The organism is Pseudomonas sp. GW821-FHT02C04 (assembly GCF_059421845.1).
Genome location: NZ_JBWKVT010000006.1, coordinates 1 through 23,818, shown reverse-complemented (window position 1 = coordinate 23,818; position 23,818 = coordinate 1). Strand labels below are relative to the sequence as shown.

The 23,818-nt window shown below is 52.4% G+C and carries 33 protein-coding genes and 3 tRNA genes; 12 read left to right on the top strand and 24 right to left on the bottom strand.

Going from position 1 to position 23,818, the window contains the following annotated elements:
* Positions 1-141 precede the first annotated feature (141 nt).
* Together AC07VV_RS20925 and AC07VV_RS20920 are read left to right on the top strand one after the other, a co-directional pair.
* Positions 142-218: transfer RNA gene (locus AC07VV_RS20925), tRNA-Arg, on the top strand.
* Positions 219-290: 72 nt separating this feature from the next.
* Positions 291-367: transfer RNA gene (locus AC07VV_RS20920), tRNA-Arg, on the top strand.
* A 19-nt stretch (positions 368-386) separates the two neighbouring features.
* Here the strand turns inward: AC07VV_RS20920 and AC07VV_RS20915 are convergent.
* Positions 387-905 carry a cell envelope protein SmpA gene (locus AC07VV_RS20915; protein ID WP_495037362.1) on the bottom strand — a complete coding sequence of 173 codons (519 nt, stop codon included), beginning with the start codon at positions 903-905 and terminating at the stop codon, positions 387-389.
* 319 nt (positions 906-1,224) lie between these two features.
* Between AC07VV_RS20915 and mgtE the strand changes: the two genes are divergently transcribed.
* On the top strand, positions 1,225-2,667 hold the full coding sequence (mgtE, locus tag AC07VV_RS20910) for a magnesium transporter (RefSeq protein ID WP_085730362.1): 1,443 nt from the start codon (positions 1,225-1,227) through the stop codon (positions 2,665-2,667).
* Positions 2,668-2,781: 114 nt separating this feature from the next.
* Here mgtE and AC07VV_RS20905 read toward each other — a convergent pair whose 3' ends face one another.
* Positions 2,782-3,108 carry an Arc family DNA-binding protein gene (locus AC07VV_RS20905; protein ID WP_003178899.1) on the bottom strand — a complete coding sequence of 109 codons (327 nt, stop codon included), beginning with the start codon at positions 3,106-3,108 and terminating at the stop codon, positions 2,782-2,784.
* A gap of 389 nt (positions 3,109-3,497) precedes the next feature.
* Between AC07VV_RS20905 and phnN the strand changes: the two genes are divergently transcribed.
* Positions 3,498-4,067 (top strand): phosphonate metabolism protein/1,5-bisphosphokinase (PRPP-forming) PhnN, encoded by a 570-nt coding sequence (gene phnN, locus AC07VV_RS20900; protein WP_495037361.1) that lies wholly within the window; start codon positions 3,498-3,500, stop codon positions 4,065-4,067.
* Here the strand turns inward: phnN and AC07VV_RS20895 are convergent.
* Entirely contained in the window at positions 4,042-4,221 is a 180-nt protein-coding gene (locus AC07VV_RS20895) for a PA3371 family protein (RefSeq protein WP_096818082.1), read from the bottom strand. The two genes, phnN and AC07VV_RS20895, sit on opposite strands and share 26 nt — an antisense overlap.
* A 19-nt stretch (positions 4,222-4,240) precedes the next feature.
* Positions 4,241-4,471, bottom strand: coding sequence for a hypothetical protein (locus AC07VV_RS20890; protein ID WP_495037360.1), 231 nt, complete (start codon positions 4,469-4,471; stop codon positions 4,241-4,243).
* Between the two features lie 284 nt (positions 4,472-4,755).
* Between AC07VV_RS20890 and AC07VV_RS20885 the strand changes: the two genes are divergently transcribed.
* Both AC07VV_RS20885 and AC07VV_RS20880 read left to right on the top strand, forming a co-directional pair.
* A tRNA-Arg gene (locus AC07VV_RS20885) sits at positions 4,756-4,832 on the top strand.
* Between the two features lie 131 nt (positions 4,833-4,963).
* Positions 4,964-5,491, top strand: coding sequence for a hypothetical protein (locus tag AC07VV_RS20880; protein WP_495037359.1), 528 nt, complete (start codon positions 4,964-4,966; stop codon positions 5,489-5,491).
* Between the two features lie 345 nt (positions 5,492-5,836).
* On the opposite strand, the gene AC07VV_RS20875 is transcribed toward AC07VV_RS20880, so the two are convergent.
* From AC07VV_RS20875 to AC07VV_RS20830, 10 genes are all read right to left on the bottom strand, one after another.
* Positions 5,837-6,469: a recombinase family protein gene (locus tag AC07VV_RS20875; RefSeq protein ID WP_495037358.1), complete on the bottom strand. Its 633-nt coding sequence runs from the start codon at positions 6,467-6,469 to the stop codon at positions 5,837-5,839.
* Positions 6,470-6,641: 172 nt separating this feature from the next.
* On the bottom strand, positions 6,642-7,538 hold the full coding sequence (locus AC07VV_RS20870; protein ID WP_495037357.1) for a hypothetical protein: 897 nt from the start codon (positions 7,536-7,538) through the stop codon (positions 6,642-6,644).
* A gap of 1 nt (position 7,539) precedes the next feature.
* Complete coding sequence (locus tag AC07VV_RS20865) at positions 7,540-8,067, bottom strand: KwaA family protein (protein WP_495037356.1); 528 nt, start codon at positions 8,065-8,067, stop codon at positions 7,540-7,542.
* Between the two features lie 161 nt (positions 8,068-8,228).
* Complete coding sequence (locus AC07VV_RS20860; RefSeq protein ID WP_495037355.1) at positions 8,229-8,813, bottom strand: tail assembly protein; 585 nt, start codon at positions 8,811-8,813, stop codon at positions 8,229-8,231.
* 3 nt (positions 8,814-8,816) lie between these two features.
* Entirely contained in the window at positions 8,817-9,179 is a 363-nt protein-coding gene (locus AC07VV_RS20855) for a hypothetical protein (protein ID WP_495037354.1), read from the bottom strand.
* Positions 9,180-9,231: 52 nt separating this feature from the next.
* Positions 9,232-10,065, bottom strand: a complete 834-nt coding sequence (locus AC07VV_RS20850; RefSeq protein WP_495037353.1) for a hypothetical protein — start codon at positions 10,063-10,065, stop codon at positions 9,232-9,234.
* Positions 10,062-10,283, bottom strand: a complete 222-nt coding sequence (locus AC07VV_RS20845) for a hypothetical protein (protein ID WP_495037352.1) — start codon at positions 10,281-10,283, stop codon at positions 10,062-10,064. The genes AC07VV_RS20850 and AC07VV_RS20845 overlap by 4 nt, the downstream gene beginning before the upstream one ends.
* Positions 10,270-10,701: a hypothetical protein gene (locus tag AC07VV_RS20840; RefSeq protein ID WP_495037351.1), complete on the bottom strand. Its 432-nt coding sequence runs from the start codon at positions 10,699-10,701 to the stop codon at positions 10,270-10,272. Before AC07VV_RS20840 ends, AC07VV_RS20845 begins: the two co-directional genes overlap by 14 nt.
* On the bottom strand, positions 10,698-11,114 hold the full coding sequence (locus AC07VV_RS20835) for a DUF5681 domain-containing protein (RefSeq protein WP_085730375.1): 417 nt from the start codon (positions 11,112-11,114) through the stop codon (positions 10,698-10,700). The genes AC07VV_RS20840 and AC07VV_RS20835 overlap by 4 nt, the downstream gene beginning before the upstream one ends.
* Positions 11,111-11,287: a hypothetical protein gene (locus AC07VV_RS20830; RefSeq protein ID WP_495037350.1), complete on the bottom strand. Its 177-nt coding sequence runs from the start codon at positions 11,285-11,287 to the stop codon at positions 11,111-11,113. The genes AC07VV_RS20835 and AC07VV_RS20830 overlap by 4 nt, the downstream gene beginning before the upstream one ends.
* A gap of 727 nt (positions 11,288-12,014) precedes the next feature.
* On the opposite strand from AC07VV_RS20830, the gene AC07VV_RS20825 reads away from it, so the two are divergent.
* Positions 12,015-12,998, top strand: coding sequence for a hypothetical protein (locus AC07VV_RS20825; RefSeq protein ID WP_495037349.1), 984 nt, complete (start codon positions 12,015-12,017; stop codon positions 12,996-12,998).
* Positions 12,999-13,374: 376 nt separating this feature from the next.
* Here AC07VV_RS20825 and AC07VV_RS20820 read toward each other — a convergent pair whose 3' ends face one another.
* Complete coding sequence (locus tag AC07VV_RS20820; protein ID WP_495037348.1) at positions 13,375-14,139, bottom strand: restriction endonuclease; 765 nt, start codon at positions 14,137-14,139, stop codon at positions 13,375-13,377.
* A gap of 171 nt (positions 14,140-14,310) precedes the next feature.
* Positions 14,311-15,285 (bottom strand): DUF4062 domain-containing protein, encoded by a 975-nt coding sequence (locus tag AC07VV_RS20815; RefSeq protein WP_495037347.1) that lies wholly within the window; start codon positions 15,283-15,285, stop codon positions 14,311-14,313.
* Between the two features lie 430 nt (positions 15,286-15,715).
* Here AC07VV_RS20815 and AC07VV_RS20810 point away from each other — a divergent pair, with 430 nt between their 5' ends.
* The 4 genes from AC07VV_RS20810 to AC07VV_RS20795 all read left to right on the top strand — a co-directional run bounded on the left by AC07VV_RS20810 (position 15,716) and on the right by AC07VV_RS20795 (position 16,815).
* Positions 15,716-15,943 carry a hypothetical protein gene (locus AC07VV_RS20810; RefSeq protein WP_495037346.1) on the top strand — a complete coding sequence of 76 codons (228 nt, stop codon included), beginning with the start codon at positions 15,716-15,718 and terminating at the stop codon, positions 15,941-15,943.
* Between the two features lie 121 nt (positions 15,944-16,064).
* Positions 16,065-16,250: a hypothetical protein gene (locus tag AC07VV_RS20805; RefSeq protein ID WP_495037345.1), complete on the top strand. Its 186-nt coding sequence runs from the start codon at positions 16,065-16,067 to the stop codon at positions 16,248-16,250.
* Complete coding sequence (locus AC07VV_RS20800; RefSeq protein WP_495037344.1) at positions 16,247-16,492, top strand: hypothetical protein; 246 nt, start codon at positions 16,247-16,249, stop codon at positions 16,490-16,492. The genes AC07VV_RS20805 and AC07VV_RS20800 overlap by 4 nt, the downstream gene beginning before the upstream one ends.
* On the top strand, positions 16,489-16,815 hold the full coding sequence (locus AC07VV_RS20795) for a hypothetical protein (protein ID WP_495037343.1): 327 nt from the start codon (positions 16,489-16,491) through the stop codon (positions 16,813-16,815). Before AC07VV_RS20800 ends, AC07VV_RS20795 begins: the two co-directional genes overlap by 4 nt.
* A 549-nt stretch (positions 16,816-17,364) precedes the next feature.
* Here the strand turns inward: AC07VV_RS20795 and AC07VV_RS20790 are convergent.
* The 3 genes from AC07VV_RS20790 to AC07VV_RS20780 form a co-directional block, all read right to left on the bottom strand.
* Positions 17,365-17,820: a helix-turn-helix domain-containing protein gene (locus tag AC07VV_RS20790; RefSeq protein WP_229754996.1), complete on the bottom strand. Its 456-nt coding sequence runs from the start codon at positions 17,818-17,820 to the stop codon at positions 17,365-17,367.
* Between the two features lie 60 nt (positions 17,821-17,880).
* Positions 17,881-18,117, bottom strand: a complete 237-nt coding sequence (locus AC07VV_RS20785; protein WP_102688154.1) for a helix-turn-helix domain-containing protein — start codon at positions 18,115-18,117, stop codon at positions 17,881-17,883.
* A gap of 118 nt (positions 18,118-18,235) precedes the next feature.
* Positions 18,236-18,439, bottom strand: coding sequence for a helix-turn-helix domain-containing protein (locus AC07VV_RS20780; protein WP_083368181.1), 204 nt, complete (start codon positions 18,437-18,439; stop codon positions 18,236-18,238).
* Between the two features lie 187 nt (positions 18,440-18,626).
* On the opposite strand from AC07VV_RS20780, the gene AC07VV_RS20775 reads away from it, so the two are divergent.
* Entirely contained in the window at positions 18,627-19,112 is a 486-nt protein-coding gene (locus AC07VV_RS20775) for a hypothetical protein (protein WP_083368182.1), read from the top strand.
* Here the strand turns inward: AC07VV_RS20775 and AC07VV_RS20770 are convergent.
* The 5 genes from AC07VV_RS20770 to AC07VV_RS20750 form a co-directional block, all read right to left on the bottom strand.
* Positions 19,109-20,320 carry a site-specific integrase gene (locus AC07VV_RS20770; protein ID WP_495037342.1) on the bottom strand — a complete coding sequence of 404 codons (1,212 nt, stop codon included), beginning with the start codon at positions 20,318-20,320 and terminating at the stop codon, positions 19,109-19,111. The two genes, AC07VV_RS20775 and AC07VV_RS20770, sit on opposite strands and share 4 nt — an antisense overlap.
* A gap of 1,181 nt (positions 20,321-21,501) precedes the next feature.
* Complete coding sequence (locus AC07VV_RS20765; protein ID WP_495037546.1) at positions 21,502-21,771, bottom strand: AHH domain-containing protein; 270 nt, start codon at positions 21,769-21,771, stop codon at positions 21,502-21,504.
* A 322-nt stretch (positions 21,772-22,093) separates the two neighbouring features.
* A complete protein-coding gene (locus AC07VV_RS20760) occupies positions 22,094-22,615 on the bottom strand; it encodes a hypothetical protein (RefSeq protein WP_495037341.1) in 522 nt (173 codons plus the stop codon).
* 208 nt (positions 22,616-22,823) lie between these two features.
* On the bottom strand, positions 22,824-23,114 hold the full coding sequence (locus AC07VV_RS20755; RefSeq protein WP_495037340.1) for an AHH domain-containing protein: 291 nt from the start codon (positions 23,112-23,114) through the stop codon (positions 22,824-22,826).
* A 49-nt stretch (positions 23,115-23,163) separates the two neighbouring features.
* Positions 23,164-23,818, bottom strand: a 655-nt coding sequence (locus AC07VV_RS20750; RefSeq protein ID WP_495037339.1) for an RHS repeat-associated core domain-containing protein, incomplete at its 5' end; no start/stop codon positions are given.

The following is a 23,818-nucleotide window of genomic DNA, read 5'->3' as shown; positions in this document are numbered from 1 at the left end:
GCTCAGCTGGATAGAGTACTCGGCTACGAACCGAGCGGTCACAGGTTCGAATCCTGTCGAGTGCACCATTTAAGAGTTAGTTGCAGCAATGTAAGTAACTTGGCTTCAGCCAGGTGTGATCTGGTCTAACAAACACAAAATGCACTCGTAGCTCAGCTGGATAGAGTACTCGGCTACGAACCGAGCGGTCACAGGTTCGAATCCTGTCGAGTGCACCATTTAAGAGTTAGTTGCAGCAATGTAAGTAACTTGGCTTCAGCCAGTTGTGGTCTGGTCTAAAAACACAAAATGCACTCGTAGCTCAGCTGGATAGAGTACTCGGCTACGAACCGAGCGGTCACAGGTTCGAATCCTGTCGAGTGCACCATATACCAGAAAGCCCGCGTTTAACGCGGGCTTTTTGCTGTCCGGGATTTGGCTTTTCCCGTCACGCATCCTTTTTCATCAAAATCGACTTGAGCACTGCGACCTCGCTTGAGGTCGTAACGATAGCTCGTTGCCGAATTGCGAATGCTCACCTTGTCGGGTTTGCCCAGGGCGCTTTCAACGTCCTGTTGGCTCATGCCGGCGATGATTCGTTGATTGATGATTGCTTCGCGCTTCTGTCGCGCGTCGATCAGATCTCCGCATTTGTCCTGAGTGCGCCCGACGACGGCCATTTCCCGTTTTCTGATATTCATACCGGATATTTCTTCGTGCCGGGCTTCGGGCATCAGTGCCACCGTCGAGCCAGGCGAGTAGGGGCGTACCTCCTGAAGTGAAAGATGTTCATCGTTCGCGCAGCTCAGTGTCGTGAAGGTGAGACTGCCGTCAGGGGCTTCACAGCGATGAAGTGTCGTTGCGTTCCCTATGGCTGGGAGGCAGAGCAGGGTGGTCAGCATGAGTCGGGATGTTTTCGATGGCATTCGGCGTCCTCCATGACGTTCCTCCTCAAGCGTAGCCGGCAGTTTTTTCACCGCTGGTGTGTTTTCTTTTCAGGATGAGTCGTCGCAGTCTGAAGAGTCAGGACAGCGCTCAGGTTTGTCTCGCAAGCGCTTGTTTCAGCCTAGATTTTTAACGTTTAAAACCGTCAGGCGGTGTATCATTGCGCCCGTCAGCCCCGCCGGGGCTTGTGGAAAACCTCCATGGACTTACCCAGTAGTTACTCAGTACCCCGTTTTACCAATCATGAATTGACTGATTGATCCTTCCGGCGTGCCCCGCTGCTGGGAGTGGAGTTCGCCTATGTCCGAAATCGAAGTAAAGAAAACACAGGAAAGCCTGCAGGATCGCCTGGCTCAGGTCGTTGAGCTGCTGCAGCGCCAACGGGTCGTCGAAGACCTGACTCATCGCCAGGAAGGCGCACATCATGACCGGGTCGAGAACCTGGTCCACCGGCAGAATCTCGTCGAGCTGCAACGCAAACTCGATGATCTGCACTCCGCTGACGTTGCCTACATTCTTGAAGCACTGCCGCTGGACGATCGTCTGACGCTCTGGCAGTTGGTCAAGGCTGATCGCGACGGCGACATTCTTCTCGAAGTATCCGACTCCGTCCGTGAAACGCTGATCGCCGACATGGACGATCACGAGCTCCTGGCTGCCGCCAAGGACATGGATGCCGACGAACTTGCTGACCTGGCCTCCGAGCTGCCGCGAGACGTCGTCCATGAGCTGATGGAGACCCTGGACCAGCAACAACGCGAGCGTGTGCGTTCGGCCCTTTCCTATGACGAGGAGCAGGTCGGTGCGCTGATGGACTTCGAGATGGTGACTATCCGTGAGGATGTCAGTCTCGAAGTGGTTCTGCGTTACCTGCGCCGCCTCAAAGAGCTGCCGGGTCATACCGACAAACTGTTCGTGGTCGATTACGACGGCGTGCTCAAGGGCGTGCTGCCGATCAAGCGTTTGCTGGTCAATGATCCGGAGAAACAGGTTTCCGAAGTAATGGCCAGCGATCCGGTGAGTTTTCACCCGGACGAAGACGCCTACGACGCTGCTCAGGCGTTCGAACGGTACGACTTGATCTCGGCCCCGGTGGTCGACAAGAACGGCAAGCTGATCGGCCGTCTGACCATCGACGAAATGGTCGACCTGATTCGTGAGGAGAGCGAAAGCGAAGTCCTCAACATGGCGGGTCTGCGTGAAGAGGAAGACATTTTCGCTTCGGTCTGGAAATCCCTGCGCAACCGTTGGGCGTGGCTGGCGATCAACCTGATCACGGCATTCGTCGCGTCGCGGGTGATCGGTCTGTTTGAAGGTTCGATCGAGAAGCTGGTGGCGTTGGCGGCCCTGATGCCGATTGTGGCGGGCATTGGCGGCAACTCCGGCAACCAGACGATCACCATGATCGTTCGCGCCATGGCGCTCGATCAGGTCAGCACCGGCAACACGTCGCGACTGATGCGCAAGGAGCTCGCCGTAGCCTTGATCAACGGCCTGGTCTGGGGTGGTGTGATCGGTGTGGTGGCTTACTTGCTCTATGGCAGTTGGTCGCTGGGCGTGGTGATGACCGCCGCCATGACGTTGAACCTGCTGCTGGCAGCGTTGATGGGGGTGTTGATCCCGATGACCCTGGCCAAGATGGGCCGCGATCCGGCGATGGGCGCCAGCGTGATGATCACGGCCATGACCGACAGTGGTGGCTTCTTCATCTTCCTGGGGTTGGCGACGATATTCCTGCTCTGATTGTCCGTATCGAAACAGCCCGCCGATTGGCGGGCTTTTTTTCGTCCTTGAAAAGCCAGAATGGCGGGCAAAAAAAAGCCAGCATTCATGCTGGCTTGAGATGTTCGGTTTGACTCAGGATGCGTCTGCGGCCATTTCGGCGTCGTGGGCGATCAGAGAAACCAGCGCGTTCTGCTGGCGATGGGAGAGTTGACGGAAGCGTTGCAACAACTCGCGTTCGTGCAGCGAAAGCTCCGGGCTGTCGAGGCGCATGCTCAGCTCTTCGCCCAGTGCACCTTCCTGAATAAGACTCTGCTCAAGGCGCGCAATGATCTCGGAGTTCATGCTGCGATGATGATTGCGAGCCACCTCGGCAATGCGTTCACGCATTCCGTCTGGCAGACGTACGACGAACTTGTCAGCCGTACGGCTGGAATAAATTGCCTGTTTCAATGGGCGCATATATTTAACCGGTTAGTTCAGGGGAGCGGTTCTCGGGATTGGCCGCAGGATGAGTCGTAGGACAAGCATCCGCGCCAAATGGTTCAACCTGAATTGTTAAGAGGCTCGCATCATGCCTCAAAATTGCCAGATCATTGGCGTCAATTCTGTGACAAATATTGATCCGGGTAAAGGCGTAATGCCAGCACCAATTATCAGAAATGCGGACTGGTTTGAAAAGAATGCGTCGGCCCGTATCGCTGACCGCGTCCTGAAGCGCACGAACAGATGCCCGAAGACGTCAGACCGTGCATGCTATGCGGCTAGAATCCTTGTTCCTTACCTTGTACAGGATAGTGGCAAATGGCCGATTTACTAGGGGCAAATGCCCGCCGGAGGGCGTTTTCAGGATGGATGGCACGCTGATTTATCTCATGGGGCCATCCGGTTCCGGCAAGGACAGTCTGATCGAGGCCGCTCGTGCCCCCTTGCGTGCATTGAACTGCGAAGTGATGCGTCGGGTGATCACGCGTTCGGCTGAATCGGTGGGCGAGGATGCGATCGGTGTGACGCCGCAAGAGTTCGAACGGCGTCAGCGTGCCGGTGATTTTTCTCTCGCGTGGCAAGCCAACGGCCTCTCCTACGGAATTCCGGTGGAAATGGACCAATGGTTGAAAGCCGGGAAGCATGTGCTGGTCAACGGCTCTCGGGCGAACCTTCGACAAGCGCTGGAAGGCTACCCGACACTGCTGCCAGTGTTGCTGACAGTTCGCGATGATGTGTTGCGTGAGCGCCTGCTCCGGCGTGGTCGGGAGACGCTTGAGCAGATCGATGCGAGGCTTGCCCGCAATGCACTGTTCAAGGAAAGGCGTTCAACTGACCTGACGGTGCATTTGATCGACAACTCGGGCGACCTGGCCGATGCCGTTGGTCACCTGTTGGATCTAATCAGGCTCAACGCAGTACCGGATCAAACTTGATCTTGCGCCCGGCAACCAGGGCCAGCGTAAACAGCACAGCGAAAACGCCGCAGCCAATCAGGGGCAAAGATATTTCCGTCTCTTCGAAGAGCGAGAAATGCAGAACACCGCTCAAGAAAGCGAGGATCAACAACCCCAGGGCGGATTTGGACATGCTGTACTCCGAAAATGATTCAAAACACCAGGCGTTCGGACATCGGTGTCGTCTGTGCCTGATCTGACTCGCTGACATCTTGCGCAACAACGCCGCGCTGATCGCTCAGCACCGCCCATTGCGGCGCCTTTTGTACTTGAAGGTAGTGAGGCATGCGCTGGGCCACTGCCTCAGTGTGCTGGGGAACGAATTGAAACCCCACCAGGACCATCAGGGCGATTGCGTTGGCGAGCAAGAGAACGCGGTTCATGAGGCGGGACTCCAGTTGTTCTTTTGTGAGAATCACTGAAGCAGCCGTCGTGCCACTAGTCTAACCGCTGCCAAGTCCTTTAAAAACAAGCATTTAGCAGGGTTTTTAGCATGACGTGGATTGCATTCTGCAATGATTGTTTATTGGATGGATGCAAATTGCACGATAAAACGTCCGACTGCATTGCAGGGCGCCTGCCTACACTTAAAAAGCCCTGCGGACGACATGACAAATCAGGGCCTGGCCGTTAACATGCACGCCGTCTGTTGCACCGACAGTCCTGTGTCTCAGTAGCTCAATTGGATAGAGCATCCCCCTCCTAAGGGGAAGGTTGGCAGTTCGAACCTGCCCTGGGACACCATATTTTTCAACGGCCCCAGTCATTTTCTCTTCTATCTTGTTACCAGTGTGGGTGCACGGTGGGTGCAAGTGACTGGCGACCCCGCCACCCGGCGCTATACTTTCTCCAGCTTCTTAAGGAGAGGCAAAGGAATGGGTGCGCGCGAAGAACATCCTGTTTGGGATGTGTATGACTTGCTCCGGTCGGCTCGCCTAAATGAGAAGTATTATGGGTGTAGGCTCGAACGCTTCGAGCTTATTAATACCTCCTGCGAAATCCTAATTGCCGTTACGGCTACGTCTTCTGCTGTTGCCTCTTTACCAATTTGGGGCGATGGGGTTGGGGCGCAGCTCTGGAAATACCTGATTTGTTTGTCGGCGGTCATCTCGGTTATCAAGCCATTTCTTCAGCTGACAAAAAAAATTAGAGCTTATGAGGAGCTGTATTCCGGATATCGGATGCTTTTCTACGACTTGAAGAGCCTCCGTATCGATATCAACCAAGCTCGAGAATTCACCAAGGCGCATCAAGCAAGATTCAATAGAATCAAGGAAAAACAACGCTATTTGGTAGGTAATTCCCCCGAGCGAACGGAGAATGAAAGGCTAAAAAATGCTTGTTTTTCAGCAGTTTTATTGGAGTTGCCAACAGAATCCTTTTACGTTCCGAGGGCTTCTTGATGGATATGGACACTACGCCTCCATATGTTCAGGTTTGGATAGTCAGAGACGAAAGACGAGCGCCGACACTGTTGAAAAGAAGGGGAGGAACCGCTCACTGCTCATCTGAACCTGGTCCTCACGACCACAGTGATGAAGCAGATGGTGTGCACTACTATCGAAGCACCGAAAAGGAAGAGATTGTTCCTGGTGCTGATACTGGAACTGGATCTGGAGCTGCTTCCAACCCCGACGTTCCCATTGTTCCTCGTTCGTCTGATCGTCTTGTCCGACCCCCCTCCTATGAAGACGGACCCGATTCTGAAATGAATCCTCGTCCACATATTGAACCGAAAGTACCTTGGCCTAGGTAGTAGTACTTTGAGAGAGGGACATGCTTTTGATCCGTAGGACAGTCGTTGTGGAACAGTCCGCGTGTCTCGCCGTTGCTCTAATCCCAAGCCCGGCGTTCAATAGCTCCTTAACGCGCTTGTGTAGGTCTTCGTCAACTGGCCGGCCCTGATATTTACCAGCTGCTTTAGCCTTCTCGATGCCCTGGGCCTGTCGCTCGCGACGCTGCTCGTAATCCTTGCGCGCGATCGCCGCCATCATCTCCACCAGCATCGAATTGATTGCGCCCAGCATCCTGCCGGTGAATTCGTCGCCCTTGGCGTCCTGCATCCCTTGGTGGCTTGTTGGCAGATCGAGCGCAACGATGCGCAAGCCTTTGGAGTCGATCGCGGCCTTGAGCTTCTGCCAATCCTCAACAGGAAGGCGCGAGAGGCGGTCTATCGACTCCACCAGCAAGACGTCACCCTTGCGCGCGTCTTTGAGCAGGCGCAGCAGCTCGGGCCGGTCTGTCGAGGCGCCGCTGGCGTTCTCCAGGTACACGCTCGCGATCACTTTGTTGTGGTCGGTGGCGAAGTGATCGAGCGATGCCCGGGCGCGGCCGGCGTCCTGCTCTTCGGTCGATGCTCGGAGGTATGCGCGGATGAACATAATGTGCTGTCCGTATCAGTAAAGGTGTTCCACTAATACTGTTGCACTATGAGTGTCACTTATCAAGCTGAAAGCGCAAATAAGCGTGAATTTGCGCGTATCAGCTCAGGCATACTCAAAAGGACGGACCAGCGGAAAAGGCGGTGGTAACCGCCCCTTCACAGCTCAAACCTTAAGCTACAACCTGAATTTTTGTTTTTGAATTTGTTTTGAATCTATTTCCAGAAATTGGAGATTGGTAGATATCTTCATCTAAGAAACGGAGGAGTTCCTTTAGCCTCCGCTTGTCTTCAGGAAACGTAAGTTTGTGCTGTTCCCCAAACTCTTCTATATCTACAGTTATTCCGAAGCCCGCTGCAGCGGTTCTAATGTCAATAGGCGTGCAGCGCTCAAGAATTCCCTCTTGATTTATGAAAGTTACTTTTTTGCGAATCCAATTGTCTAGGTTGGCATTAAGCCATTCCTCATTGAATCCGTGAAATTTTTCCGCATTAAAGAAGTTGTTAACCTCCTCCTGGGTGCTTTCGTGGTAGTAAGCATCCATGTCAAAGAGCCTACGTACGTTGTGAAGACTAACAAAACGCAACTCGGCTGGGTCGGTGGCAGCGCTATTTTGACTTAAAACAGCAGTAGGTTTGTTGTCTAGTGTCATACCTACGCCGGTCAAGCGACGAAATGTATTTTGATCGTAGAATAAAGAAAACCTGCCTGCGGTAATAGCTTGTCGTTTATCGAACGCCTGTAACATAACAGTAGTTTTTCCATCTATGGTCACGCCCGCAAAAAGCGCCTTTACCGTTGACAGCCCTTCCTCTGTTGGTTCCCAAATGCCTACGTCTTGGGGGCTGCGTACGGCTGATAAGACCCCGTCAATGTCATCGAAGTTTCGAATGATAAGTAACTCGTCATCGAGTGGTCTGTAACGTGCGTCAAAATCAATTTCTTCCTTGTCTTCCGTGAAGAAGTTGATTTGGCGGCGAACCTCAGTTTCTAGATCGTTTTGCAAAGGTGCGGTCGTTATAACGCGTAAAATTCTCGGCGTGGTTTGAAGTAGTACGAATAAATCCATTTCATTGCTCCTTGCTCGCATCAAGAACTGTATGAGAGGTTACATATCGCACGTGAGTTACTTCGGAGGGAACGTGTATTTTTGATCTCGTGATCAATAATAGATTTGCGCCGTTGCTCAATTGAATTTCAAAAAATTTGTAACCGCATAGCGCGAGTATGGGGTTTGCATAGGAAGCTTTTGAAACCCAGATGAAAATAAAAAATGTTGCTGCGAAAAAAGAAAATGTGGCGGCGTCTACGAAGTAAGATCCACCGCCAAGAATCGGTAGCATGTATGCGACGAAGTATCCTGAGATTTCTTTGTCTGCTGGCTTGGTAGAACTCACTGTTATTGTGGTTCGATTAAGCCGTTTTGAGCTAGCAACTATGATCTCTAAACAGATACCGCAAAGAACTAGCGAGACCGCGGCGATTAGTAGTGCTTTCAGGCAATCTTGTTGTACTTTGTAAACTAAGAAAGCCAGCGTCAAGCCAATCGGCGCAATAGTGGTCGCGACAAGTGCAAATTTCATCAAAAAACCTAGCATTCAGCGATCCTTGAGCTGTGGGATTTCCGTGCATTTGAAAATGCGCTAAGTCGTAATGATAGATCTTCGTCACTGGTTATATGTACAGTATTTTCTGCCGTTCGTCCGTATTCCGTAGGTTGACGGTAGGTTTCATTTGAGAGAAGTCAAATGCTGAACACCTATGTTTTGTCTTCTGCATGAATCGAGGCAGAGATGATGATTCCACCCCACCGGCGTTCACCGATGCAGATCGGGACCGGGTTGCCGCTGGCTGTGGTGTTCTTGGCGCTACCGAATGCATAGGACGGAGCGTTCTCAGGGGAGGTGCTTTGCTTCAGGCCAGTAGCTTGAGGGCTCAGCATCTGGATGACTCCGCCGGCTGCGAGTGCGATCCCTGGTGCTAAGGTCGCGCCGTTCGTTACTGAGCTCATGGCGATCAGAACCACTCCAAGTACAGTTTGAAACAGACCTGCACGCTTGCTCCCAGCGATTACCGGGACGATCCGGATCTCCTGAGCGCCACCCATCTTCAGCTCGCGCTCGCCGATGTTCTTGCGGTTCCGGAACACTGCGAATTCGAGACCTTTCCGTTTGGCATCTGCGAGGTACTTCGCAAACCCAGGGTGATTGACGTCGATCGCTTTCACAGCTTCCCGCGTGTCGCCGGTGGAGAGTTCGTAAATGTGTTCACGCCCGAAAAGCTTCCCGGCCGATCCACCTAGCAGGATTCGCGTTTTGGTGCCGTAGTTGGTGGCCATAGCCATGGTTTACTCCTTGGCGCCCTGAGCGCTGTTGTTGGGTACTTCAACACCTAGTCGGATGGCGAGCAGCGAGCGCGACATACGCGCTTGGTCGACGGTCACCTGCTCGTGTCGCGGGTCGTAGTTCCAGATCCGGTCGTAAATACCCTGGTACGCCCTGGCTCCCCGGAAGGTGCCGCTCAGCAGATCGGCCGACACCCGAGCTTCGTCCTCAGTGAAGAACGGCCCGTCAATGGTCACCTTCTGGCCGTCGCGGACGTGCTGGACATCCCACACTACGTAGCCGGAGTCAGGACCTTGTTTGAGTGGGTAGGAAGCAAAGCAAGTTGTCTTGCACGCCTCGGCGAAGCGCTGTTGGTAGGTGGTCAAGGTAGTTGCTCCTAGTTGGCGGCCGAACTGTGACGACCGCACGCCGGACCGCTTACGCGGCTTCGGATTCTTCCGCTGCTGCTTTAGGTTTTCCTCGGGCCGGGATCTTGTCCAGCCAGGCGCGCAAAGCTTCGGAGCCCTCACAACCGGATCGCCATTTTTCGAATCGGCCGGCATAGCCTGCGGAGTTGGCAATCATGCCGCTAAGTGACACGCCGACCTGCGAAGTGGTGGCGAGCACATCGTCGTAGACGGCCAGCATTTGACGGAGCGCGTCAATGTCATCTGCGCGAGAGGCGGCAATGCCCGCCCGGGAAAGGCTCGCTGCTGCTTCAGAGTTGAGGCCAGAGAGCATCGGATTTGCTCTTAGCACTGCTTCGACGATATCGGGGTGACCACCCTGGCGCGCTTCGGACATGAGGTTGCGGCGCTCTTCCGGACTGAGGCCTCGCACAAGGGCTCTCAGTTCTTGGTCTGCGAGAAAGCCTGCGATATCGCTACTCGCGCGCGGAGTGACAGGAGAGAAGCCTTGGGTGACGGTTTCGGCCAGGGTGAGCATATCCTTCGCGACTGACTGCATTGCGGGAAGGAGGGTGTCTGTCACACCTGCGATTTTCTCTTTGCTCAGACGCTCGATCGCAGACGAGTTGAAATCTTTGTTTTCCCGGATCGAGACGATCTCTTCGCCGAAGTCTTTGAAGGTCTCCAGCGCTAGTGTTTGAAGCTGGCGAGCGGACTTCATCAAACCACCGGCTTGCCATACACCTTTGGTCCCGTCCGGACGCTGGATAGAGAATGTATGAGCCTCAATACGAGAGTGCTCGTATTCGGAATAGTGAAGGTTGGCCAGGCCGACCTTGAGAACTGAACGTTTGCCGATTTTCATTGCGTTACCTTTGGATTGTTTGGGATAGGGGTAGGGCGGTCGGAGGACGTAGAGGCGTTGAAAATTTCGAGAAGAGAGGCTTCCCCACTGGCGGCGGCACCGCCGACGACTTCGGCGCTCAACTCGTCCATCAGCTGGCTGATCTGCCGCACGTCGTTGCTAAATTGGGAATCTCCGGCGGTCTGCTTCAGGCGAGCGATTTGGTTACGGATGTTCAATGCGCGCCTCCACGATCCGCTTGTATTGCTCTGCAGCGTGCTGCTCAACCGAGATACCTTCAGGAGGCCACGTAACGACCCAAGCCCCTTCCTCGGGCACTGCGCGCATATTGAGCACGCCGACTTGAGGTGTCCGGCCGGCCCGTTCTGTCTGCCGAGTGTGGAGAATGATGGCTTTCGCCATTTGCTCACCTTGGTCGCTATCCATTTCTGCGAAGGGGAAGAAAAGCGATACGTTTTGCCCCTGAATTCGATAGTCGACCTGGTGCCCAGCGGTTTTTGGAAAGTCCTCTTCCGCTTGGATCTCCCTGGTATTTGCTCGGATCACCGCAAGCACAATCAGCACCACCGTTTCATCTGCGGCGCCGATCTTCTGGGCGATTCTTTGCAGTTCTGCTTTCAATGACTTGATGCTCATTGCTGCATTCCCTCCATTTGCGTACGGAGCTCTTCAACGGCTTTCTGTAGCTCGGCGACCTCGATTACCCGGGCGACGGCGCCCAAGCCTTCGATGAGCGACTTGCCCTGGTCGGGTGCGAGTTGTCCGCCGGCAACGGCACGCATGATTGATTTGGCTGCGCTCGGAAGGTCCGTGTCGTCGAGTTCGAATTGCACCGGCTCAGAAGTCGGTTTGATCGGCGGGACAAGGCGCTCAAGGATTAATCGGCAGGCCTGCATATCGCCTTTCTTGGCAGCGGCGAGCACCTTCTTGGTAACTGCGTCAGCACCCTCGGCTAGTCGAGCGCGGAGCTCCTGTGTTTGCCCGGAGCGGCCACCTGGATTACCTGACTGCCCGGGCTTCCATTTCCCGCTCTTGTCGCGTTCAGTCATGCGGCGGGCGATTCCATGGCAATGACCGGTTTGTTTTCCGCAAGCGCGATGAGGAGGGCGGATGCCTGGATGCTTCCTTCGCTGGCAGCGTCGCGCAGGCGACCCCACGCGGCGGCCACCTCTGGGCGAGTCGGTTTGTGTTGTCGACCTCGAGCGGTCTTGGCTGTGTTCATGGGATGGCCTCGATTAGATTTGAGTTGGCTTCAAACCCACATTAGGCATGATCTGATCTTATATCCAGTGTTTTTAGGGTGCACCCAAGGTGCTACACACAACTGGATTAAACGGGACTGAAATAGTTGGTTTTGCCGGGCGAGAAGGGGGGATTTTTGTTGCAATAAGTCGGAGATAGGCAAAGTGATACACGGCTGAGGTTTCAGCCCAGTCATTCATCCGGCGGCGCAGGTTGGGGGATTACCCGAGGTCTTTTAATTTCCTCAATTTGAGGAAAACTCCCCACTGGGGGACGTTGAGCGATCCAACCCCCATTGGGGGCTGAACCTGACTTCCCATTCCGGTATGGCAGGTGTCGCGACACGTTTTGTTGGATATGAAAACGTGTCGCGTACTGATAGCTGGCTTCTTATCAGGCACGGGTAGGTTTACACCTTCAGTGGAAACCTAGCCTCAATCTGCGTGCTCCACCACTGGTGAAATACCTGGCTATGGAGGGCTTTTACGATTTGCTCGTAAAACCATCCGTGATGCGACTGGGGGGCAAAGTGAGGGAGTCCCTAATCGCTATGAATGGCTCAAATGTGAACTAGGATCAATAAATGCGCCTGCTCTATCCTGCTGTCAGGACGCGGCCTATTGGTCCTTGGATTGCTGCCAAGCTACCGACGACGATCTTCATAATTCGCAGTGAATAGGCAGGAGGCGGTGCAAGTGGAGGATAAAATGGCAATGCCCGTGGATGGAGCCAGGCTGATTCAAGATGTGTTAGCTGAGCTGAATTGGGACGCCGATGCCAATGCTATTGCTGAAAGGGTGCGTCGGCTCGATATCGGCTTACCTCTGGAAGACGAATTTTCAGTAGTTTGTGCGTGGCTAGGAAAATGCGAGCTAATACACAAGCTTGACCAACAGCAGGTTCCTGTTTCCTCAGTGCAAAAATACCAAGTGCCTGATCTGCTCGCTCGATTCACAACCCAGACCAACTCGACTCCTTTGCTCATTGAGGTGAAATCGAACAAGAAAAACGTCCTTTCTTTCACTCCGGACTACCTGGAGCGGTTACAGAACTATGCGAGCCTGGTGGGGATGCCTTTACTGGTTGCTTGGAAATTTCATAGCGTCTGGATGCTATTTGAAGTACGGCATATGAAGAAGGCGAACAGGAACTTCAATATCGCTTTAGAAACGGCAATGAAGCAAAACCTTCTAGGTGTATTAGCCGGCGATGTTGCTTACTCGATCGGCGAGGGGGTGGGGGTAAACTTACGCTTTCGCAAAGATAGGCTTGTCGATGTAAAGGAGACCGAAACTGGATGCACGCAGCAGTGGGAGATGACAGTTGACGAGGTTGACTTCACAGATCGCGACGGTAACCGGCGAAAAGACTTGGACCGAGAAATCCAGTCGCTACTGGCGGCTTGGGACTTGGAGGAGCAGGAAGAGCATACAGATACCCACATCTATCTGAGGTTCTTAGCGGGTAATGAGGGCATCCAGTTTGCACATAAGGCTTTAGTGCAGCTTCTGAATTGGGAATCTCCTAATAACGATAGACTCCACTGGCGAAGCCTGCTTCGCAGGGAGCAGATCACCTCAAATGTAGCGTGTTTCTCGACTGCTTTGAATACTGCAATGCAGGAAGGTTTTGTCACCCTTATCCTGAATCAACAACCTCATGATGTACCCGATTTTTTACATCCCCAATGAACAGAGCTATTCAGTTCCGGAGGCTCAACGTTCCCTACACCGATAACTAGTCCCAACGCATATGATCACCCATTGGATTTTCGTAATGTTCATCGGCGGCCAACCGGTCATGACGGAGCAGAAAGTTTCCGAGGCTGACTGCAATCGGACACTGGTGCGCATTGTCGCAGCGGCGCGAGCCCAGGGTAAGGACGCGATCGGTGCCTGCTATCTTCGTGCAACTTCAGATTAGGGAGCGGCTGTTTCACTGAGACCAGATACGCCTCTATCGCGAGATTTTCCCGAAAAAAACAAGGGGTAGAGGCGATTTTACTCGGGTAAAAGCACTCAAAGCGGACCTATTTCCCGACGTCTCCGCGTGCTGCCGAGTGCTTGGTCAAATGATAAAGTCTGTCTCAAGCTCCTCTAGCGGTGTATCTCTTAGAGAAATACATCCGTTCGATTCGGGCCGTCCTTGAACGATGGCGAATTTCACACCTCCCAGCTTAGCGAGTCTGAGCAATGCCTTCAGTTTATATTGAGGCATTCCGAAAACTGCCCAGTTTTCCCGATCTGCTACGTGTTTGAGATATGTCTCTGCATGTTTTTTTGAGATGAAAAACGGGATTGTAGGCTCACCTTCTATACGAGGGGCGTAATAACTTCCCGTACTGAGATTTTCTGCAGTATCACCCGTTTCAGCAATAACCCAGAAAGGCTCTCCAATTAAATCTGGCTCATGCAGTGCTGAACTTTTAATTTGAATGCGAACAAGATGTGGGAGGGATGGCAGGTCGTCACCTGTAAGTAATGAGATATTATGTCTGGCCGCTACCTTCTCGACACCTGCCTGGTAACCAGATCTAGAAACCACTACGCCAACAACATCATGTCCGATGTTTTTGATCTTCTGATGAAATTCGAGAATTTTTCCCTGATCAACCGGCCGTTTCCAATCTTTGCATTCGATCGCTACTCTGTGACGCACGCCTACTTTGGAGAACTCATAATACACATCAACTTCATAGCTATCGCCGGTGGCCAATTGGAATGTGGTGCGTCGAGATACTTGTGTTTTTTCTCCGCGTAGATTGAGTAACGTGCTGTATACGTACTGAACGTAGCTCTCAAAATCCTGCCCTGTATTTTTTGAGTCTGACACTTTGCACCGTTTAGAATTTTAAAGGGGTAAATGTATTAAAGGTTAAATGCATAGGTGAGGTGCGCGCAATTCTGCTCACACCTCCACAATGCATCACGAGAGAACTATAAATATAAGCCTTGGTCGATTAATTATTAAACATAGGCGCCAGTGAAGAGCGCGAATTTTTAATCAGTCTTGAACAACTCGAAGCCTATACATTAAAGCTTCTCCGCTTGGGGTGAGTTTCCAAAGTTTTTCTCGTGAGTGTTCATTCTCGGCGTTAATTGTGATTAATCCAAGTATCTGCATTTGTACTGATACGGTTTGGAAGTCTTGGTCGTTCAGTATGTTTTTGTATGTGTTGATTTGATACTTGGAAACGATGCCGCTTCGTAAGTGTTCTTTAACGGAGATTTCGGGAGTGCTGACCGTGAGATACGGCGAAATTAAATAAAATATTTCCCTCCAGTTTGTATTTGCGCTCCACCCCAGTCTTGTCATGTTTGCTAAATATGTACCATGCAAAGTGATTCTGGAGTCTAGAGCTGCGGGGCTCAACTCTTCGATTGCAGGAATGTTTTTCTGAAGCTCGTACTTTTTCTTTAGAGCTTGGTTTTCTTTTCTTAGATCGTTTATTTCGCGGAGTAAATCCTCACTTGCTACGTTGTTGCCCCGAATCCAACCGACCCTTGGGAAACGTGATATGGCTTGTGCTATGCTGATTGCCACTTGCCCTGGTAAATCACTTCCGTTGATCCAGTACTTAACTAGCCGACCAGTTGAGACGCGTGTTCTGAAGTTGTTGAGTTGTTCTCGCATCTCTGAAGATATTTCAGATTTTTCCATAGGGATTGAACTTGGACTTTGATGAAGTAGTGCTAGAACAGGGATGCTTTGCTCTACCGCATATTCATACTCTTTCTCTGTGTAGCTAATCCCTTCTTCAGTGGTAGATCCATAGCGGCCACCAATAATTAGCAGGTAGTAATCGCAGTCATCGATAACTTTTTTGATGAACTCAAATTGTTCTTCATCTGTAGCAGGAAAAAGCTCCATGCCGGCAGGTATGCAGTCCATTTGCATGAGAGTCTGCGTGACCAGGGCTCGCTCCTCTTTCAGGTCTGTGTAGGTCGAGCTGATAAATACCTGGTGCCTTTTCTGCATTTCTCTTTCCTTGAACGATCCATGGTGTGTTCGCTCAAGATATCTATCGCTTGGGGATGAGTCGAGACCTCCTTCAGTCGTGTTGCTCTGCGTTTTAGTACGGCGCGAAAAATTCCCCCCGGCGCCGATCCCCGCCATGTGATTCGGCAGATGCGCCTGTAACTCCCACCGATGGTGGAAGTCTGGGTGTTACACCAGCGGTGGGGTATCGAGGTTTCCACCAATGGAGTAAACCTCTGCTTTACGACCTTCTCGCGCAAGCGCCGGCGCCAGATAACGGCAAAGCGGGAATTCCCACTTTCAGATGTCTAATCCAGATGTGAGTAAAAGTCCGTGCATCTCCGGGGTGTAATTTTTTGCACCCTTCCTCTTGCGTGACTGCTAACGATGATCCATTATTGGTCTATCGTGACTGCTAACGGAGGTTGTTGTGAAGAAGGAGGAATCGAAAGGCCCGCTATCTGCGGCCGATCGCCAGAGGATCTACAAAGAGCGTCAGCGCGAAGCTGGTTTTAGGCAAACAACCGTATGGATTCACGGTGAAACAGAGGAGGAGGGCAGGCAGGCAGCCCGAGACGGCAAGCCACTCAAGCCGATGGAGTCGAAAGACCCTCTGAGCTGGGCAGCAGGTTGGATCAGCGAGAAGGGTAAGCAATAACCGGCGGAATATTTTGCCGATTGAATCGATGGCTCAGTTTTGAGCCATCACAGAAAAGGTGCCAAGCCGCTGCGTCAACAGCGGCCTGGCGATCACACGACGTAACTTAAAGGGACACGTCATGCAATTTGAACAGAATACCATCCAAATCCTCGATGCGCGTGGGGAAGTCATAGGCTCGATGAATTTGCCGGCCAGCATCAAGCTCACTGATTTGGCCTCGCTGAAAATGCTCGGCGCCGCCAGCGTGAAGGTGGTGCCTTGTATCGCCCCGTTCAGCGGGATCATCGCTGGAGGTGTGCAATGAGCCAGGCCAACGATCGCGTCGCCGACGAAGCTCTTGAGCTACTTCGTGCCACACACGAACGCATCAGCAATATGCGCGTGTTGTTCAACGCCATCGCGAAGGATTTGAAGCACGGCAAGTCGCACGACATCGAAGAGCTGGCCAGCCTCGGGAGTTTCCTTGGCTACGACTGGGCGAACTACGTCGACAGCGAAGTTGAGCAGATGCAGAAGGCGCTCGACGCGGCGGAGGTGGTCCAATGAGCGCCGCCATCAAATCTCGGGACGGTCTGAGTTTCACTATGCGAGATGTCGAGGGGCGGTTGATCAACTGGCCAAGGAACAATCCTGGCGTGGCGGCCGATTGGCAGAAGGGTATCGACTTCTTCGAGTGCGAGGTGCGAGACCTGGCGAACCATGACGAAACTGAAGCGTTCAACGCCATCCGGTTTGCCCTTGTCGGGATGGGCGGCCGTACCACCAATCTTGAACTCGGATTTATCGAGCGCGTAGCCCTGGCGGCGATGGTCGGGCTTTGTGCGCTGCGTGATGGTGCTCAGCCATTCACCCCCGCGGAGCTCGACTGAGCAACTACGAAACTTTCGTAGTATCGAAGGCACTACCCTGCAACGGGGTGGTGCCTTTTCATCGCCGGCTGGAATGCGGGTATTCCGAGTAGGGCGGAAAGTTGAGCGCGTAACGATCCGGCCTGGTCATGGTTCGGACAGTCAGGCCGCGCTCAATCAGGTCGATCAGAGCCCTGCGACACTTCAATTGTTCAGAAAAGGTGACGGCTCTGGATGGAAGGATCTCTCTCGGCCGGGCACTGCACGCTTGAGGCATCAGATCCCACAGGACCACTCTCGACACAAGCGGCATACCTCTCCACTGCTCACTATCCATCACCGACACTGGCAAGACGAGGTTGTCAGTCATGGCCGCACGCATCTGATTTCTATTCATTCTGATCCTTTCTGGTCTGCACTAAAAGCTCAGACAGCATGGTAGATATCTATAAGGGTGCGCACTTTCTGCGCACGTAAACGGGTAATTACGGCGCACTTTTTGCGCACGTAGACAGAGGTCACAAATACAACCGGACAGAGCCGTACAAACGGATCGTTCTACGTGCGCATTTATTGCGCCGGTATGTGCGCATTTTCTGCGCTGGAAGAATTCGAAATTGCGAGGCTGCGGATTGTTCGTGGAGGTGCGCGGGTTGGACCTATTTCAAGATCTTTGCCAGGACATTCGTCGATGGCAAACCAGCTCAGTGCGTAGAGCGCGCAACGCGCGCCATGGCGAGAAAAAATACTACTCCTGGTCTGGATGATCCAGCCGCCGGCCTCGAGTTCTGCCAGAGCCTTCCGAAGGGTATTGTCAGAGGCAATGCCCCACTCCTTTGCCATTGTCCGTGTCGCCGATAGATCGCCGTTGTTGTTGCCGCGGTACTGCATCATGAGTTCATTGAGGACGCACCGAGACCAGGGCCCCATAGCCCTGTAATTGGCAGACTGGCCCATGGCAAGAAACAGCATCGCAAAAGGAGGCGTTTTAGCTTTCTTGGTTCGGACTGTTCTTGAAGATGCCATTCAATGGCTCGCAGGCAGGCGCAAGCGCCTCCTATATGGAGGCGCCGGCTAGTCAATGGTTTACGAGGCTTCGCGCATCAAAATGTATTTGGCAACCCGGTGCGGCGGTCGACCCGGCTCGGTCGACTGGTGCGTCCAGTAGGTGCGGATTTCGTGCCCCTTTTTTCTTAGGCGACGAATAGTGCTCGGCGGCTGAACGATGTCGAGCGTTTGAGCTGCCTCGACGGAGGAAACCGGGCCGTTTCTAAGCGCCTCGATCATCTTGCGGTCTTGCTCGGTTGAAGAATGGCGTGTCATAGTTTGCCCTTCACGTTGGTGCTATCCAGTGTGTTTTTGCTAAGGCGGTGCTCGAACACCGCCTTAGCATCCTTCAGCGCGGTCCTGCGCATTCCTCGCTCCTTATTCTCTTCGCAATTCATCGTGAGCCGGCCTTTGCGGCGCGCTCAATGAATGCTTTCAGTTCCGATGCCAAGGCCAATCGTCGCCGGCCGATCTTAAATGTTTTGATTTCGCCCTGAGCAATCAGCTCGTAGGTGGCCGAACGCGATATGCCCAAAATACGGGCAGACTCTTCGACGCTCACCGATAACGGTGCCATCTGTTGTTGACCTTGTTCCATGGATATCTCCCTAAATTCCGACACCCAAAGGGGGGCCAGATGTTGCTAGGTTACAATGCATAATTCTAGCAATGCAAGCAAATGCTAAACGTGCACGTATTCGCACGGATTGACAGTGGTTTGCAGGTCGAGCAAGCTGTGCCCATCACGTCAGTTAAATTGACCTTCAGAGAGCAGATGGATTGGTATGGCGACGAAGACAAGTAAGCGGGCTGGTGAGACGAGTACAACCGTTAGCGTCGGTATCAGAATTGATCCGAAGATAAAATTCGCTCTCGACATAATGGGAAGAGTGCAGAAGCGATCACTGACGGCCGTTATCGAGTGGGCGATCGCTCAGGCGATGAGCCAAGCCCACGGGGACTTCGATGGGAATAGTCTCTCCAGCGTGATTGATAAAGTCTGGTCGACCGATGAGTCTGTGCGTTTGGTTAACCTTGCGCTCTACATGCCAGAGGCGCTCACGTACGATGAGCTTCGTATCTGGGAGACAATTAAGGCTAGTGCTTACTTTTGGCAGCACTATCCGGATATGACTTTCTCCACGGAGCCGGATAGGCTGGTAATGTTTCTCGTAACAGACAACTGGGACAAACTCTTAGATCATGTGAGTCTGCACAAATCTAGCCCGACCATCGTTCCTATCACGGATAAAGAGTTGATTCCCTTCTAAATCAGCTCTACTGCTGCGGCTTTCGTCCCAGGCGCCAAGTGGGCATACCTCAGTGTCATCTTTATATCGGCGTGCCCCAGCAGATCCCGTACCGTGTTGAGTGGTACGCCGGCCATCACTAGGCGTGACGCGAAATCGTGACGCATATCGTGCCAGCGGAACCCTTCGATATTGGCTCGCTCTAGCAGCTTGAGCCAGGCGCTTTTAACGTCCTCCAGACGTCCGCCTTCCTGACTCGGGAACACATATCGAGATTTGCCGGCCATCTTCTTCCAGTCTTCCAGCACGCGCACCGTTTCCTTGTTCATCGGGATGTGTCGTGTGTCGCTTGTTTTGGTGGTGGCGCCGGCGGCGGTGATCGTCTTCGTTTGGAAGTTCACTGCGGACCATTTCAAGTCGAACAGCTCGCCGCGTCTCATGCCTGTGTTCAGGGACACCAGCACCATAGGCTTCAAGTGGTCCGTAAATCGGACTTCAAGCAGGCTTGGCATCGGTTCCTTACCGCGATCCGCTCGCCACTTGTTCGCACTCTCGCGCTCCGTCCTCGCTTCGTCTTGGCGGGCGTCGAGTGCTTCCCGAAGTCGTTTGGTCTCTTCAGCATCTAAGTAGCGGACCAGTCCCATCGAGTCGACCTTTAAGGCTTTGAGCCTGTCCATCGGGTGGGCATCGATGTACTCCCATTCAACGGCTCTGCTGAATACGCCGCTGATCGAGCCCATTTTCCTGTTGACCGTCGACGGCTTATTGCCTGACTGCATCCATCCCGTACGGATCTGGTCCAGGTCGCGGCCAGTGATCGCATTGAGACGCTGGGGCATGATTGCTTCGAAGTTGTGGTCGAGCGTGTGCAGGGTTTTCTCATGCCCTTTGTGGTGCGTCTTGAACCAAGGCATGTATATGTCATCGATGAACTCGCGTAAGGAGGGGAGGGTAGCGCCTTTACGTCCTTGGGTAACGGCTAGCGGTTCCCCCAGGGTTCTTGCCTCTGCGAGATATTGAGTAGCCTCCGCTCGCGCTTGCTCCAACGTCAGTATGCCAATGCGACCCAATGTCTTCTTGCGGCCTCTGGCCCAGGTCACTACATAGGACTTGGCGCCGGCGGCAGTGACGCGCACGAACAGACCGCCGACGGTGGTATCGTGGACCTCATATTCCTGGCCGGTTATCTGCAGGGACGCCAGCAGCTTGGCGGTGAGCTTCTCTTTCAATTTGTTCCCATGGGTGCATGGTGGGTGCAAAAAGAACTATACGGCGTCGTTTTCACGGACACAACCGGACGAAAAACCCAATAAACAAGGGGTTTTACCGTTGTTTGCTGGGGTTTGGATAGCCCTCCTAAGGGGAAGGTTGGCAGTTCGAACCTGCCCTGGGACACCATATAATTCGGGCCTTACAAGTCATTCTCCTGACATGATTTTTTTCGTGACAGCAGGGTGATAGCAGGCCAAAAAAGAAGCCCCGCCGGGCAGTGCTCAGGCGGGTTTTTTTTGTTTGCGTCTTGGGCTAGCGGCTCCAGGGTTTCCTCAAGTTGAGAAAAAAGCCAAGTCCCTGATCCTCAGAGCGGTGGTGGTGGAGCAGTTGGCGTGACGAGCCGTTGCGCGGATGCTTGGGCCGGCGCCGCTGGCATTCTCCAGACCATCCCATTTTGGTAGCTCAGATGTCGCGACACGTTTTGCAAATCTTGAAAGCGGCCGATTTGTGATCGGAATTCCTTCTCTGAGGAATTGTGTAGGGATGCGTATGTAAATACCAACACTCATCATCGTTATGGATATCGTTGTTCTTGATATCCATTTGGGAATATATTAATGATTTTTATCATCTGTCCATCTAGATATTCGAATAAAATTTGATGGTTGGTGTAATCTTCTTGGTTGTGCTCTTTTTGTTTGACTGTGATCGATATAAATCGATCGCCTTCATATGAGTAGTTGTAAGTGCCCTCGCCGTATTTTCCATAATTAATATCCCGTACAATTCTTTCGGCATCAAGTGAGCTGAGCATTATGTTTCTTATGCTGGCTCCGGAACTGAAGTAGACGCTTTTGAGTTCGTTTGTGTTGTAAAAGTAGAATTCTCTGTTTATGATTTTTTCTGATTGTCCATAGATCTCGGTTAATATAATTCTGTCTTCTTTGTCGAAATGGTATATGTAGGTGTTTTTTATGTTTTTGGGTAGTGATTTAAGCTCTTTGCCTAGTTTAAAGCCAGATCTCTGGATTTCAAATGGCCTTAAGTTGTATAGGGCTCCTTTGCTTGTTGTAATTCGCGCCGTGCGTGTCGTGGCGCTAATCAAATAGTCGTTCAGAAAGATTTCAGGGTTTGATTGTATTTCGTGAAATTGCTCATTAAGCCAATGAAGTTTGCTTATGCTCTGTCATCCCTGTTGTTAAAAACCAAAGCGTCCACTCGAGATCTCTGAGGTGATCTTGCTTAATTCGTTTTCAAAGCCAGCTTTGTCAGTAATACCTTTCAAGCGATTAAAGATATTTCGCTTGTACGTTTCTGTATGGATTCTGGAATGCGCTGGCATACTAGTTCCAACCGCTTGCCTTACCTTGCTGCTTGAAGGCAGAAATACCCCATTGTTCGCTGAGTTTATATCTATTCCCAATCTGTTCATTCTCCTGCGAAGCCGGTCATTTCTGGGGGGGGCGATCTGGTCTGTGTGGAAGTAGTAGTGGCGGCCTCCTGTTAAGGGTGTTCGGGGTTGCTATCGATGCGAGCCAGTGGGGCGTAGCTGTCGGGTTCGTAAATGTAGAGCTTGCGGCGCCCGGCGCGTTGTTCCTGGAGCAGACGCAGGCCTTGCCAGAGGAAGCGGGTGTGTTGGGTTTGCTCGTTCTGGGTGGCTATTTTCCGTTGCCTTAGCCTTGAGTGTCGAAGTCAAGACTCCTGTAGGTATGAGTCGCACTAATAAGGGGCTGCCGAAATGTTTAGCTACTACAAACGCAACATTTCGGATAGGCCGCAGTGGTCCAGAGTTATTTTTTTGGAAAGATTTTATAGGTGCTTCCGTCCGACAGGATCTCGGTGATAATCACTCCGTCGCTGGTATGGTCTAATTGATATGTTCGGCTTGCGATGACTTCTTCTGTCACCCATGATCTTTGGTTTATTGAGGTGATTTTGTTGTTTTGGTAGTGGTAGTCTAGTTCAGTGTACTCGCCGCGGCGGTTCAAGAAATATGAATTCGTTATTGTGTTGTTTGCGAGCTTAGCCCACCTCACAAAATTCAGGTTGGCTTCTGTGTCATTCTCTCGAGCGCTGTTAAAGGTAAATTCAATTGCGTGATCTGCTTCGTAAATGAAGAATCGCTTGTAGACGAGCCAGTGTCCATCTCTTGAGTTGTATTCTGCGTATTCTGTTTCGCTGATTATTTTTCCATCCTTGTCTAGGTAGTAACGCTGTTTGTTGTTTCCCGGTTCTGACTCCTTTTTCAGCATTTTTCCTGCTTTGTGACCGAGCAGCTCTGCGTTGTATGGAAGTAAGTCATAGGCCGGCATTACTCCAGTGCCCCATTGGGTTGATATTGACTCTTGCTTCACCCATTCTAAAAAACTGGATATTTATTTTTGTTTTCTTCAAATAGCAACTGTAAAGTGTTCTTCATTTTGATTCCTTATCTCACGGTGGCGAAGGTTTTTCCGTTTTTAAGTTAGTCCTGAAGTTTGGCTAGCCCTGTTTCAGATTCAACTTTTGTTTTTGAACCCTTCAGGGTGTTCCAGACGTGCTGTTTATAAGCAATACCATGTACACCTTCGCCCGCATGTGCAGTTGCCTGGGAGCCTGGGAGCCTGGGAGCCGATTAATAGCCTTGTTTGGTAGCCAGATGCCATTTGCTTCGTCATTAATGCCGACCCCGAATTTTTTCATTCGCCGTCTTAGCCAGCGCGTGCGAACGTCTTTTGAGTTAGACATGACAATATGGTGAGCATTGTGCTTGGCGCCTGGTGCGCCACCTAGGTTTCTGGCAAGTTTTGATGCATCAGAACTACAACTCAACCCCTACGGATCAACCCACCCCATCGCATTCGGTGCGTACCGATAAAGGTTATCCCCCCCCCATCAACCCAATCGGGTCCTGAGTAGTGAACCTCCCTACCGCAGGATCGTAGTATCGGAATGTGTTGTAGTACAGCCCGGTTTCGCGGTCATGGTATTGCCCCTGAAAACGCAGGCTCTGTTCCACCAGGTTCGGTGATAACGCTTCCAAACCGCCCCACGCCTTGTAGTACGCGCGCCACACCACGTGGCCGTTGGCGTCGGTCATTTCTTGGGGGGTGCCGATCTGGTCGGTATGGAAGTAGTAGTGCCGGACATCCTGTTCGGGGTGTTCGGGGTTGCTGTCGACGCGAGCCAGGGGGGCGTAGCTGCCGGGTTCGTAAATGTAGAGGCTGCGGCGCTCGGCGTGTTGTTCCTGGAGCAGGCGCAGGCCTTGCCAGAGGAAGCGGGTGTGTTGGGTTTGCTCGTTCTGGGTGACCTGCTTGCCGATGCGTCGGCCGACGGCGTCGTACTGGTAGCGGGCCTCGCTGCTCAGGGTGGTGCCTTGCCAGGTCAGGGCATGGATGAGGCGGTTTTCACAGTCGTAGTGGAACCGTTGCACCGTGCCGCCCGCGCTGGTTTTTTCGCTGAGGTTGCCCCAAGTGTCGTAGCTGAAGCGCAGGTCTTTGAAGGCAAGGATGCGGTTGTCCGGGCGGTTGTCGAAC

Bases quoted from the DNA above. Each gene is read 5' to 3' on its own strand.
- AC07VV_RS20815 (WP_495037347.1), bottom strand. From the start codon at position 15,285: ATGCAGAAAAGGCACCAGGTATTTATCAGCTCGACCTACACAGACCTG.
- mgtE (WP_085730362.1), top strand. From the start codon at position 1,225: ATGTCCGAAATCGAAGTAAAGAAAACACAGGAAAGCCTGCAGGATCGC.
- AC07VV_RS20805 (WP_495037345.1), top strand. From the start codon at position 16,065: ATGCAATTTGAACAGAATACCATCCAAATCCTCGATGCGCGTGGGGAA.
- AC07VV_RS20785 (WP_102688154.1), bottom strand. From the start codon at position 18,117: ATGACACGCCATTCTTCAACCGAGCAAGACCGCAAGATGATCGAGGCG.
- AC07VV_RS20875 (WP_495037358.1), bottom strand. From the start codon at position 6,469: ATGTTCATCCGCGCATACCTCCGAGCATCGACCGAAGAGCAGGACGCC.
- AC07VV_RS20915 (WP_495037362.1), bottom strand. From the start codon at position 905: ATGCCATCGAAAACATCCCGACTCATGCTGACCACCCTGCTCTGCCTC.
- AC07VV_RS20780 (WP_083368181.1), bottom strand. From the start codon at position 18,439: ATGGAACAAGGTCAACAACAGATGGCACCGTTATCGGTGAGCGTCGAA.
- AC07VV_RS20790 (WP_229754996.1), bottom strand. From the start codon at position 17,820: ATGGCATCTTCAAGAACAGTCCGAACCAAGAAAGCTAAAACGCCTCCT.
- AC07VV_RS20905 (WP_003178899.1), bottom strand. From the start codon at position 3,108: ATGCGCCCATTGAAACAGGCAATTTATTCCAGCCGTACGGCTGACAAG.
- AC07VV_RS20860 (WP_495037355.1), bottom strand. From the start codon at position 8,813: ATGGCTATGGCCACCAACTACGGCACCAAAACGCGAATCCTGCTAGGT.
- AC07VV_RS20775 (WP_083368182.1), top strand. From the start codon at position 18,627: ATGGCGACGAAGACAAGTAAGCGGGCTGGTGAGACGAGTACAACCGTT.
- AC07VV_RS20890 (WP_495037360.1), bottom strand. From the start codon at position 4,471: ATGAACCGCGTTCTCTTGCTCGCCAACGCAATCGCCCTGATGGTCCTG.
- AC07VV_RS20870 (WP_495037357.1), bottom strand. From the start codon at position 7,538: ATGGATTTATTCGTACTACTTCAAACCACGCCGAGAATTTTACGCGTT.
- AC07VV_RS20795 (WP_495037343.1), top strand. From the start codon at position 16,489: ATGAGCGCCGCCATCAAATCTCGGGACGGTCTGAGTTTCACTATGCGA.
- AC07VV_RS20825 (WP_495037349.1), top strand. From the start codon at position 12,015: ATGGCAATGCCCGTGGATGGAGCCAGGCTGATTCAAGATGTGTTAGCT.
- AC07VV_RS20895 (WP_096818082.1), bottom strand. From the start codon at position 4,221: ATGTCCAAATCCGCCCTGGGGTTGTTGATCCTCGCTTTCTTGAGCGGT.
- AC07VV_RS20760 (WP_495037341.1), bottom strand. From the start codon at position 22,615: ATGCCGGCCTATGACTTACTTCCATACAACGCAGAGCTGCTCGGTCAC.
- AC07VV_RS20835 (WP_085730375.1), bottom strand. From the start codon at position 11,114: ATGACTGAACGCGACAAGAGCGGGAAATGGAAGCCCGGGCAGTCAGGT.
- AC07VV_RS20840 (WP_495037351.1), bottom strand. From the start codon at position 10,701: ATGAGCATCAAGTCATTGAAAGCAGAACTGCAAAGAATCGCCCAGAAG.
- AC07VV_RS20830 (WP_495037350.1), bottom strand. From the start codon at position 11,287: ATGAACACAGCCAAGACCGCTCGAGGTCGACAACACAAACCGACTCGC.
- AC07VV_RS20800 (WP_495037344.1), top strand. From the start codon at position 16,247: ATGAGCCAGGCCAACGATCGCGTCGCCGACGAAGCTCTTGAGCTACTT.
- AC07VV_RS20865 (WP_495037356.1), bottom strand. From the start codon at position 8,067: ATGCTAGGTTTTTTGATGAAATTTGCACTTGTCGCGACCACTATTGCG.
- phnN (WP_495037361.1), top strand. From the start codon at position 3,498: ATGGATGGCACGCTGATTTATCTCATGGGGCCATCCGGTTCCGGCAAG.
- AC07VV_RS20880 (WP_495037359.1), top strand. From the start codon at position 4,964: ATGGGTGCGCGCGAAGAACATCCTGTTTGGGATGTGTATGACTTGCTC.
- AC07VV_RS20850 (WP_495037353.1), bottom strand. From the start codon at position 10,065: ATGAAAATCGGCAAACGTTCAGTTCTCAAGGTCGGCCTGGCCAACCTT.